Below are 10,922 nucleotides of genomic sequence, written 5' to 3'. Positions count from 1 at the left end.
GCCGGACCCCTCAGGCGGCCCGGCGGACCGGTGCATGGGTGGTGATCCGGGGTCCCGTCCGGATCACCTGCTCGGTGGTTCGCGCCCGTGCCGACGGCAGGTCTGGGTGGTTGTCGGCGCGGTACTCGGAGGCCGTCGGTCGGTGGCAGGCCGAAGTGGACGTCGGAGCCGGTGGGGGTCGCCGGACTGATCTGCGCAAGGGCGGTTCCTCTCGGGATCGGCCCCGGGGGACGGGGTCGATCACCTGGCTGCCGCCGTGGCCCGGGGGACGAGCACGACGACGAGACGGGTAGAGCTGCCCTGGCTCCACCACCCGACGCGACGGCTCCCGCAATCGAGGAATGCGATTACCGTAACCGAAAGCAGCTCGCTTTGGAAGCGCTCCCATCATCGATGTTCGACGCGCTCCCCCACCCGCCCCGCCCAGGTCGGGCCCCTCCGTCACCCGGTCCGGGCGAGGACGGCTCACCCGGGGCGGCGGCAGGATCGCAGCACGGCGGACCTTCGGCCGCGGCCAGCACCCGGTCCGCCATCGGAACAGCGGAGGAGGGACAGATGGCCATCGCGGAGATCAGTCGTACCGACCAGGACATCCAGTCCGCCGTGCTCGACGAGCTGACCTGGGAACCACGGGTGCAGCCGCACGAGATCGGCGTCACCGTCGCCGAGGGCGTCGTCACCCTGACCGGCCGCGTGGACAGCTACGCCAAGAAGTGGGCCGCCGAACGAGCCACCCACCGGGTCGCCTCGGTCCGGGCGGTCGCGAACGACCTGGCCGTGCAGCTCACCAACGGCACCGAGCGCGCCGACAGCGACCTGGCCGCCGCCGCCAGCCACGGGCTGGAGTGGGACGCGTTCGTACCCATCGAGAAGCTTCAGGTCACCGTCTCCGCCGGCTGGGTGACGCTGCACGGCGACGTCGAGTGGGAGTACCAACGGCGGGCGGCCGAACGCGCTGTGGCCCGGCTGACCGGCGTACGCGGGGTGAGCAACGGCATCACCGTAAGACCGGCCAGCGCGCCGGACGCCCGCAACCTGGCCGACCGGATCGTCGACGCCCTCGCCCGGGCCGGAGCGACCGAGGCCGAACGGATCAACGTCCGGGTGCACGGCGACACCGTGATCCTCGCCGGGTTGGTGCACTCGATGCCCGAACGGGCCGAGGTCGAGCAGGTGGCCTGGTCCGCACCGGGCATCCGGGAGGTGCAGAACCACATCGCGGTCGCCCCGGTGCTGCGCTGAGCGGGCGCTGCGCCCCATTGAGCGGGCGCTGAACGGGCGCGGAACCACCCGGGGCGGGTGAGCCCGTCTCACCCACCCCGGGAGCAGGCTGGTGGCATGAGTGATCCGAACGGGCTGATCCAACCGGGGCGCACCGCACCCGGTTTCACCCTGCCGGCCACCCCGGACGGGGCCCTGCTGGGGCCCGAGCAGTTCCGTGGCCGGCCGGTCGTGCTCGCCTTCTACCCCGCCGACTGGAGCCCGGTCTGCGGTGACCAGATGTCGCTCTACCAGTCGGCGGCACCCGTCTTCGCCCAGTACCAGGCGGTCGTGCTCGGCCTGTCGGTGGACAACATCTGGTCACACCGGGCGTTCGCGGAGAGCCGGGGCATCGAGTTTCCCCTGCTGGCCGACTTCGAGCCCAAGGGCGAGGTGGCCCGCCGCTACGGCGCGTACATGCCCAACGGTGAGGCGGCCCGCGCGCTCGTGGTGCTGGACCCGGCGGGGACGGTGACCTGGAGCTACCTGTCGCCGCCCGACGTCAACCCCGGCGCCGACGGAATCTTCGACGCGCTGGACCAACTCGCCGCCGATCGGAAGGTGATGGCCCGATGAGCACGCCACTGCAGGTCACCGCCCGACTTCGAGACCCGGTGACCACCGACGACCACATCCGGGGGCCGGCCGACGCGGCGGTGACCATCGTCGAGTACGGCGACTTCCAGTGCCAGTTCTGCGGTGCCGCGTACCCGAACCTGCACGAGTTGCTGCGGCAGCGGGCCGACACCGTACGGCTGGTCTACCGCTACTTCCCGATCGCCAACGTGCACCCGTACGCCGAACGGGCCGCCGAGACGGCCGAGGCCGCCGGGGTCCGGGGCCGGTTCTGGGAGATGCACGACTGGCTCTACGAGCATCAGGACCAGCTCGACCCGGTGCACCTCTCGCTCGGCGTCGAGCAGGTCGGCTTGCCGCCGGACGAGTTGAACGCCGAGGTGGAGAACCGTGCGCACGCGGACCGGGTGCGTCGGGACTTCGTGGGGGGCATCCGCAGCGGGGTGAACGGCACCCCGACCCTGTTCGTGAACGGCATCAGGCACGACGGCGGGTACGACCTGCCCGACCTGCTGACGGCAGCGGATGCCGCCGCCAACGCCTGACCCGCTCAGATCAGACGCAGCTCGCGCGCCCGCCGGACCGCCTCGCGCCGGCGGGTCGCGTCGAGTTTCCGGTAGATGTTGCGGACGTGGGTCTTGACGGTGTTGACCGAGAGGGACAACTCGGCGGCGATCTCCACGTTGGACAGGATGCTCTGCAGGTAGCGCAGAATGGTCAGCTCCCGTTCGGTGAGCGGCTCGTCGAGCGCGCCCCCCGGCCCGGCGGTCGGCCCGACGGCGCCCTGTCCCGCGCCCCGCACCAGGTCACTGACCAGCGTGAAGTGCGCGGTGCCCGCGTCCAGGTGCGCGGCCAGCAGGTCCCGTACCGGTGGTTCGGCGCGGGTGAAGACCCTGCGGCAGCCCTGCGGGCCGGCCAGGCTCAGCGTCTGCTCCAGGATCCGACCCGCCCGACGCCCGTCCCCGGCCCGCTGGGCCAGCACCGCGTCGAGCAGACCGGCGTCCAGGCGTACCGGTAGCGGCCAGGCCGTGGCGGCCGGCGCCTGCCAGTCCGGCAGGGTCCGCTCGGCGATGGCGGCGTCACCGGCCCGCAGCTGCACCTTCGCCAACGTCACGGCGAGCACCGGGTCGGCCCCCTCGTCGGTGGCGTCGGCCAGCAGGTCGCGGGCGGAGTCCAGGTCGCCCCGCGCGGCCCGCAGTTCGGCCTCGGCGGCCCGCAGCAGGCCGGTCAGCTCATCGGCGGACGGTCGGTCGGCCAGTGCCTCCCGGGCCTGGACGAGCAGCCGCTGGCCGGTCGCCGGGTCGCCGGAGTCGCGGCGTAGCTGTGCCCGGCACAGCGCGGCCACCGCCGCCGCCACCGGCTCGTCGGAGGCACCAGCCAGCCAGTCGCCACCCAGGGAGGGGTCGCCGGTCCAGCCGTGCGTGACGTCGAGCGCCCCGACGGCGAGGGCGAGGTTCGCGGCGGCCTCCTCGGGCTGGTCGCGCAGCAGTGCCACCACGGCGAGAGCCAGGTACGCGTGGCCGCAGTCGAGCCGACAGGACCAGCCCCGACAGGGCGGCATGCCGAGCGCCTCCCTGGCCGCCTGCTCGGCTGCCCGCAGCTCGCCGCGCACCGCGAGCAGCAGCGCGGCGCGGCTTGCGGCGACCAGCTCGGTGCGCGGCCGGCCGGCTTCCCGCGCGGCCGCCCGGGCCCGCACGAACCGGGCGGTGGGCAGCGCCCCGTCGGCCAACTCGACCAGCCCCAGCGCGGTACCGGTGAACGCCCGCAGGTCCAGGTCGTCGGCGGCGCCGCCGCCACCGGCCGTCGGGGCGGAACTGGAAGCCCCCGTCGGCAGCCCGGTGGGCGTGGCGTCCGCCGGGCGGGTGCGCAGCAGGCGAGCGGCGGCGGCCCGGGCCTCGGTGCGGTCGTCGGCGAGCCGGGCCACTGTCAGCTCCAGCGCGGTGACCAACCGCAGGAACCGGTCCCGGCGCGGCACCGGCAGCCCTGCGGCGTGCCCGGCGGCGGCCCGCAGGTGACCGGTGGCGGCCGGCAGGTCACCGGCGTACGCGCGCTCGGCGGCGCAGGCCAGCGCCACCTCCGGGTCGGCCCGGATCACCTCCGCCGGCGGCGGGGTGGGTGCCGGGGCCTGCACCGGGTCCCGGTCGTAGCGAGTCAGCTCCGGCCAGTTCGCGACGAACAGATCACCGGCCAGGTCCCAGCGGCCGGCGGCCAGGGCGTGCCGCAGAGCGTCGGCGGGCCGCCCGTCACCCGCGTACCAGTCGGCGGCCCGGACGTGCAGGTCGCGTAGCTCGTCGACTGGCAACCGGGCGAGGTCGGCGCGGAGCAGCTCGGCGAGCAGGGAGTCGTACCGGTACCAGGGCGGCCGGGTGTCCTCCCGGTGCAGCAGACCACCGGTCCCGGCCAGGTCGGCCAGCACCTGCCCGGCGTCGGCGCGGCCGGTCAGCGCCTCGGCCAGGTCGGCGCAGATGGTGTCGACGACTGCGGTACGGCGCAGCAGCTCCTCCTCGGCCGGGTCGAGCGTCGCCAGCACCTCCTCGCGCAGGTAGCCGGCGATCTCCGGGTGGTCTCCGCCGAACTGCCCCACCCAGCGTTCCGGGTCGGACTGTCCGCGTACCGCGAGGGCGGCGATGCGCAGCGCGGCCGGCCAGCCGCCGGTGCGCTCCCGCAGCCGGCGCACCGCGGTCGCCGGCAGCGCGGCGGCGTGGGCGGTGAGCAGGTCGGCCACCTCGTCGTCGGTGAAGGCCAGCTCGTCCGGGCCGATCTCGGTCAGCTCGCCGGCGAGACGGAGCCGGTGCAGTGGCAGGTGCAGTCCGGCCCGCGCGCCGATCACCAGACGGAGCCGCCGCCCGGCGTGCCGCAGCAGGAACTCCAGGCCGGTCAACGCCGCCGGGTCGGCGACCCGGTGCAGGTCGTCCAGGATCAGCAGCACCGGCCGGTCGGCGGCGGCGAGCATGGCGGCCAGCGCCTCCAGTTGGTCGGGGCGGGGCGGCCGGTCGGGCACCGGGCCGTCCTCCGTCGCCCCGGTCGCCGAACGCAGCGCCGCGGCGAGGTACGCCCAGAGCCGGTCGGAGTCGTCGCCGGCCTCCACCGACATCCACGCCGAGACCGGGACGTCAGCCGACGAGACCGACAGGTCACCGGAGTCCGGCACCGTCCCGCCCGGCTCCACGTCGGGCGGTGCGCCGCCCAGCCGTGTCCAGGACGCGAGCAGGGTGGTCTTGCCCCAGCCGGCGGGAGCGGCGACCAGGGTGACCGGTCCCGCGCTGCCCTCGTCCAACCGGCGCAGCAGGCGGGGCCGGGCGACCACCGGCTCCGGCGGCACGGCCGGCGTCAGCCGGGACGCCAACAGCGGTGGCCCCGATGCCGGTTCGACCCGTACGTGATCCTGTTCCGGCACCCAGCCCCACCCCCACCACGCGCTCCGCCCCCGGTCGGCGAGCGGTTACCCGGCACGGGCCGGTTCACCCCTTCCGGGCGAGCGCGCTTCACCCGGGTGCGACCGACGATCGGGGGACGTGAACCCGGGAGGACGGGTGGTACCGATGGGACGGCTGGTGCGGGCGGGACCCGCCCTCGGTGGGGCGGCGCTGGCCGGGGCGGCGCGGCTGCTGCGCGTACCCCGCCGGGGTGGCCGGCCTGGCGCGGACGGTGACGCCGCAGCACGTGGCCGGCACGGCGCGGACGGCGACGCCGCAGCACGTGGCCGGCACGGCGCGGACGGCGACGCCGCAGCACGTGGCCGGCACGGCGCGGACGGCGACGCCGAAGCGTCGGCCCGGTGGGAGGTGGTGACCGTCGACCGGCCGCCGGAGCAGGTGCTGCCGGAGGGCCGCTGGCCGGAGCCGCTGCGCCGCCTGGACGGGGCGGTCGAGGTGCGGGTGCGCCCGGCGCCCGGTGACCGGGGCACCGAACTGGCCGCCCGACCGCTGGCCGGCGTCACACCGCCCACCGGGCTCGCCGCGCACGTCGTCGGCGACGACCCGGGTCTGCTGGTCCGCCGTACCCTGCGCCAGATCAAGCAACGGGTGGAGGCCGGTGAGGTGCTCCGCGCGGACCGCTCGGCGCTGGACCGCCCCGAGGTCCCCGGGTGAGAGCGCTCTGTTGGATGGCCGCCGGCGAACTGGCCGTACGCGAGGTCCCCGACCCGGAGCTGCGCAACGAGCGTGACGTCATCGTCCGGGTTCGGCGCAGCGCCACCTGCGGCGGTGACCTGCCGCTGCTGGCCGGCCGGCACCCGCTGCTGCGGCCCGGCGAGGTGCTCGGCGCGGAGTTCCTGGGCGAGGTGGTCGAGGTCGGTCCCGGGGTCCGCCGACACCGATCCGGCGACCGGGTGGTGGTCGGTGCGAGCGTGGCCTGCGGCGGCTGCTGGTACTGCCGTCAGGGCCTGCACTCCTGCTGCGACAACGCCCACGCCGACCTGCCCAGCGCCGACCCCGACTGGACCCGCTCCGACGCAGGCTGTTTCGGGCGGCCCCGGGCGGCGGGCGGTTTCGCGGGCGGCCACGCCGAGTACGTGCGGGTGCCGTACGCCGATGTGAGCGCCTTCCGGGTGCCGGACGCCGTCGCCGACGACCGGGCGGTGTTCGCGGCGGACGTGGCGCCGACCGGGTGGCTCGCGGCCGAGTTGGGTGCGGTGCGTCCCGGCGACGTGGTGGCGATCTGGGGCGCCGGGGCGGTGGGTCAGGTGACCGCCCGGGCGGCGGTGCTGCGCGGGGCTGCCCGGGTGCTGGTCGTGGACCGGCACGAGCAGCGGCTGCGGATGGCCGAGCGGCACTCCGACGCCGAGCCGCTCGACTACCGCCACACCGACGTCGCGGCGGAACTGCGCGACCGTAGCGGTGGGCGCGGGCCGGACGTGTGCGTGGTGGCGGTCGGCACGCCGCCGGCCCGGTCGAGGACCGACCGGTTCGGTGGCCAGCACGCCGACCGACCGGACGCGCTACGTGAGGCCGTGCACGCGTGCCGCAAGAGCGGTGTGGTGGTGGTGCTCGGCGCGACGGGCGGGTTCGTCGACGCGTTCCCGCTGGGCGCGCTGACCGAACGGCGGCTCACGCTGCGCGGCGCCGGTCGGCCGGATCTGCGGGACGTGCCGATGCTGCTGGACCGGATGGCCCGCGACGAGCTGCGGACCGAACACCTGGCCACCCACCGGCTGCCGTTGGCGCAGGGCCCCGAGGGGTACGCGCTGTTCCGGGACCGGGCCGACGGCTGCGTACGTGCCGTGTTCACGCCGTGACCGCTTCCTCGTGATCGCTGATCGGCGACCACGAATGGCAGACTCTGAGGATGACTGGCGAGCGAACGTACGACGTGGTGCTGTTCGGAGCGACCGGGTTCACCGGCGGCCTGACCGCCGAATACCTGGCCCGGCACGCGCCGGCCGAACTGCGCTGGGCGTTGGCCGGGCGCAACCCGCAGCGCCTCGCCGCCGTCCGGGACCGGCTCGCCGCGATCAACCCGAGCCTGGCCGACCTGCCGCTGCTCACCGCCGACGTGACCGACGCCGAGTCCCTGCGGGTGGTGGCGGAGAGCGCCCGGGTGGTGGCGAGCACTGTCGGCCCGTACATCCACCACGGGGAGCCGCTGGTCGGGGCGTGCGCCCGGGCCGGCACCGACTACCTGGACATCACCGGGGAGCCGGAGTTCGTCGACCTCATGTACGTGCGTCACCACGCCGAGGCGGCACGCACCGGCGCGCGGCTGGTGCACGCCTGCGGGTTCGACTCCATCCCGCACGACCTGGGCGTCTGGTTCACCGTCAAGCAGCTGCCCACCGACGTCCCGATCACAGTGGACGGGTACGTGCGGGCCGGCGGTCGGTTCTCCGCCGGCACCTACCACTCGGCGCTCACCGCGTTCTCCCGTACCGGGCAGGCCAGCCAGGCCGCCCGGGACCGCCGGGCGGTCGAGCCGCGCCCCACCGACCGGCGCGTCCGGGCGGTGCCCGGCCGGCTGGCCCGCTCGGCGGAGCTGGGCATCTGGACCGTGCCGTTGCCGACCATCGACCCGCAGGTGGTCCGCCGCTCGGCAGCGGCCCGCCCGGAGTACGGCCCGGACTTCCGCTACCGGCACTTCGCCGCCGTGAAGCGGCTGCCCACCGTGCTGGCCGGCGCGGCCGGGCTCGGCGCGCTGATCGGGCTGGTGAAGCTGCCGCCCAGCCGACGCTGGCTGCTCGGCCGGCTCGCGTCGGGGCAGGGGCCCACCGCGGAGCAACGAGCGTCGTCCTGGTTCCGGGTCCGGTTCGTCGGCACCGGCGGCGGGCAGCGGGTGCTTACCGAGGTCGCCGGCGGTGACCCCGGCTACGACGAGACGGCGAAGATGCTCGCCGAGTCGGCGCTGTGCCTGGCGCTCGACGAGCTGCCGTCGACCGCCGGTCAGCTCACCCCGGTCGCCGCGATGGGTGACGCGCTGCTCGACCGGCTCGTCCGGGCCGGCCTCACCTTCCGGGTGCTGGAGCGTTCGGCTTGACCCTCGACCGGGTCGAGGGGGCAGGATGCCCAGCGTGAGTGACCTGCACAGCATCGGCGAGCTGGCCCGAGCCAGCGGCCTGACCGTCAGCGCACTGCGCTTCTACGACTCGGCGGGGGTGCTGGAGCCGACCCTGGTCGACCCGGTGACCGGCTACCGCTGGTACACCGAGGGCCAGATCGCCCCGGCCCGGCTGGTGGCCGGGCTGCGTCGGATCGGCATGCCGGTGCCGGAGATCGCCGCCGCGGTTCGCGCCGAGCCGGCGGTGGTGCACCACCTGCTCGACGCGCACCTGCGTCGGCTGGCCGACGGGCTCAGCGACGCCCGCCGCGAGGTCGACCGGCTCCGCGCCCTGGTGGACCCGGCCCCGCCGACCGCCACCACTCTCCTGGTCACCCCCACCGCCCTGGCCGCAGCGCTCGACGCGGTGCGCTTCGCCGTCGGCGTCGATCCGGAGCTGCCGATGCTGGCCGGGGTGCTGTTCGACGTGGAGTCCGACGGCGTCCGGCTCGTCGCCACCGACCGGTACCGGCTCGCGCTGGCTCGGGCCGGGGCCGACGTCGACGGGCCGCCCGTGCGGGTGTTCCTGCCGGTCGCCCTCGTCGACCAGCTCCGGCCGCTGCTCGACACCGGCGACACCTGGCCGGTACGGCTGACAGTGGCGGGCACGGACCTGCGGGTGCGGGTGGCCGACCGCACGCTGACCGCCGCCGCCCTGCCGTACGACTTCCCGGACTACCACCGCCTGTTGCGTAAGTCCGTCGGTGAGCGGCCGACCGCGCGCCGGATCCCGGTGGACGTGGCAGCGCTGCGCGCCGCGCTGGCCGACCCGGCGGCACCCACTGTCGCCCTCGACCACGACGGCACGACCCGGCCGGTCACCGTGCTCGGCGTCGACGACCAGGGCGGGCTGCGGCTGCTTCCCGCCGCCGACCTGGGCACCGACGCGCTGCGGGTCGGGGTGGACGGCGATTACCTGCTGGACGCGCTGAACGCGGCCGGCGCGCCGCAACTGGTGCTGGAGCTGGATGGGCCGATCGCACCGCTGGCCGTACGCCGACCCGATGACGCCGACACCTACTCGGTGCTGATGCCGATCCGGCTGGAGAACCTCCCCGTCCCGGGCCGAGAGGGCCGCGACGGTAGCATCTGATGGTTCACCAGTGAACCCCGGACGGAGGCGTACGGAGCAGCATGCTCGACATGGAGTTGATCCGGAAGGATCGCGAGGCGGTGGCGACCGCGCTGGCGAAGCGTCTGGATCCCGCCGAGGTCACCCGTGCCCTGGACGAGATCCAGCGGCTCGACCAGGAACGCCGCGCCCTGATCACGGAGATCGACGCCGAGCGGCAGCGCCGCAAGGCCGAGGCCCGGGCGTACGCGCTGGCGTTGCGGGCCGGCGAGGAGCCGCAGGCCGCCGCACCGGAGGCGGAGCGTAAGCAGCTCGCCGAGCTGGAGTCCCAGCTGGACGAGGTGCAGGCCCGGCTGCGCGACGCGATGAGTGAGCTGCCCAACCTGCCCAGCGACGACGTGGTGGCCGGCGGCAAGGAAGCCAACCGGGTGGTGAAGACCTTCGGTGAGCCGCCGGTGATCGAGAAGGTCCGCGACCACGTGGAGCTGAGCCGCGCGTTGGGCCTGGTCGACTACGAGCGCGGGGTCAAGCTCGGTGGGTCTGGTTTCTGGATCTACACCGGAGTCGGCGCCCGGCTGGAGTGGGCGCTGCTCAACTACTTCGTCGACCAGCACATCAAGGCCGGCTACGAGTTCCTGCTCCCGCCGCACCTGCTGCTGGATTCGGCCGGCTTCGCCGCCGGGCAGTTCCCCAAGTTCTACGACGACGTCTACCACCTGGACTCGGCGTCCGCCCCGCGCGGCCAGTTCCTGCTGCCCACGTCGGAGACGGCGATCCTCGGCGCGTACCAGGACGAGATCCTGGAGACCCCGAAGCTGCCGCTGAAGGCGTTCGCGTACACCCCCTGCTACCGGCGGGAGTCCGCCGGCTCGCACTCGGACGAGCGCGGCACGGTGCGGGGGCACCAGTTCAACAAGGTGGAGATCTTCCAGTTCACCCTGCCGGAGCAGGCCGACGCGGCGCTGGAGGAGATGCTCGCCCATGCCGAGAGCCTGGTCGAAGGGCTGGGACTGCACTACCAGCGCACGCTGCTCTCGGCCGGTGACGCCAGCGCCTCGATGAAGAAGACCCTCGACATCGAGGTGTGGATGCCGAGCACTGGCAAGTACAAGGAGGTGTCGTCGGTCTCCTGGGCCGGCGACTACCAGGCGCGTCGCGCGGCCATCCGTTACCGCGAGCCGGGCGGCAAGCAGACCCGCTTCGTGCACACCCTCAACGGGTCGGCACTGGCCACCAGCCGGCTCTTCCCGGCCATTCTGGAACAGAATCAGCAGGCCGACGGCAGCGTCCTGGTCCCGAAGGTCCTTCAGGACCGCCTGGGCACCGACCGTCTGACCCCTCTGCGCTAGCCGGCCCCCGAAGCGGTCGACGGCGGCGGGGCCGGTGCGGACGCCGCAGCGCAGACCTACTTCGGCAAGTCGGTGAGCAAGCTCAACCCGGCCGAGGGTGCCGTCCTCGCGGCTCTGATCAAGCAGCCAGAACCCAG

General features: G+C 74.6%; 9 protein-coding genes and 1 pseudogene. 9 read left to right on the top strand and 1 reads right to left on the bottom strand.

Translation table 11 applies throughout. The features are described from left to right. Positions 1-555 precede the first annotated feature (555 nt). The 3 genes from AB0B48_RS28785 to AB0B48_RS28775 all read left to right on the top strand — a co-directional run bounded on the left by AB0B48_RS28785 (position 556) and on the right by AB0B48_RS28775 (position 2,381). Positions 556-1,242 (top strand): BON domain-containing protein, encoded by a 687-nt coding sequence (locus tag AB0B48_RS28785; RefSeq protein ID WP_357206953.1) that lies wholly within the window; start codon positions 556-558, stop codon positions 1,240-1,242. 96 nt (positions 1,243-1,338) lie between these two features. Then, positions 1,339-1,836 carry a redoxin domain-containing protein gene (locus tag AB0B48_RS28780; protein WP_357206951.1) on the top strand — a complete coding sequence of 166 codons (498 nt, stop codon included), beginning with the start codon at positions 1,339-1,341 and terminating at the stop codon, positions 1,834-1,836. Beyond that, the gene (locus AB0B48_RS28775; protein ID WP_091409221.1) at positions 1,833-2,381 is read left to right on the top strand and encodes a DsbA family protein; all 549 of its coding nucleotides are present in this window, start codon (positions 1,833-1,835) and stop codon (positions 2,379-2,381) included. The genes AB0B48_RS28780 and AB0B48_RS28775 overlap by 4 nt, the downstream gene beginning before the upstream one ends. A gap of 5 nt (positions 2,382-2,386) precedes the next feature. On the opposite strand, the gene AB0B48_RS28770 is transcribed toward AB0B48_RS28775, so the two are convergent. Beyond that, entirely contained in the window at positions 2,387-5,233 is a 2,847-nt protein-coding gene (locus AB0B48_RS28770; RefSeq protein WP_357206948.1) for a LuxR C-terminal-related transcriptional regulator, read from the bottom strand. Between the two features lie 145 nt (positions 5,234-5,378). On the opposite strand from AB0B48_RS28770, the gene AB0B48_RS28765 reads away from it, so the two are divergent. The 6 genes and pseudogenes from AB0B48_RS28765 to AB0B48_RS28740 all read left to right on the top strand — a co-directional run. Further along, positions 5,379-5,927, top strand: a complete 549-nt coding sequence (locus AB0B48_RS28765; protein WP_357206946.1) for a hypothetical protein — start codon at positions 5,379-5,381, stop codon at positions 5,925-5,927. Beyond that, entirely contained in the window at positions 5,924-7,072 is a 1,149-nt protein-coding gene (locus AB0B48_RS28760; RefSeq protein WP_357206944.1) for an alcohol dehydrogenase catalytic domain-containing protein, read from the top strand. The genes AB0B48_RS28765 and AB0B48_RS28760 overlap by 4 nt, the downstream gene beginning before the upstream one ends. 50 nt (positions 7,073-7,122) lie before the next feature. Further along, positions 7,123-8,304 (top strand): saccharopine dehydrogenase NADP-binding domain-containing protein, encoded by a 1,182-nt coding sequence (locus tag AB0B48_RS28755; RefSeq protein WP_357206942.1) that lies wholly within the window; start codon positions 7,123-7,125, stop codon positions 8,302-8,304. A 25-nt stretch (positions 8,305-8,329) separates the two neighbouring features. Further along, complete coding sequence (locus tag AB0B48_RS28750; RefSeq protein ID WP_357206940.1) at positions 8,330-9,457, top strand: MerR family transcriptional regulator; 1,128 nt, start codon at positions 8,330-8,332, stop codon at positions 9,455-9,457. 41 nt (positions 9,458-9,498) lie between these two features. Beyond that, positions 9,499-10,785, top strand: coding sequence for a serine--tRNA ligase (serS, locus tag AB0B48_RS28745; protein WP_357206938.1), 1,287 nt, complete (start codon positions 9,499-9,501; stop codon positions 10,783-10,785). Between the two features lie 39 nt (positions 10,786-10,824). After that, positions 10,825-10,922, top strand: a pseudogene (locus AB0B48_RS28740) (transglycosylase domain-containing protein); the annotation flags it as partial.

It is taken from the genome of Micromonospora sp. NPDC049089 (genome assembly GCF_040648775.1).
GTDB lineage: Bacteria > Actinomycetota > Actinomycetes > Mycobacteriales > Micromonosporaceae > Micromonospora.
Note: the sequence above shows the minus strand (reverse complement) of the source record. Positions and strands in the feature narration are given on the sequence as shown.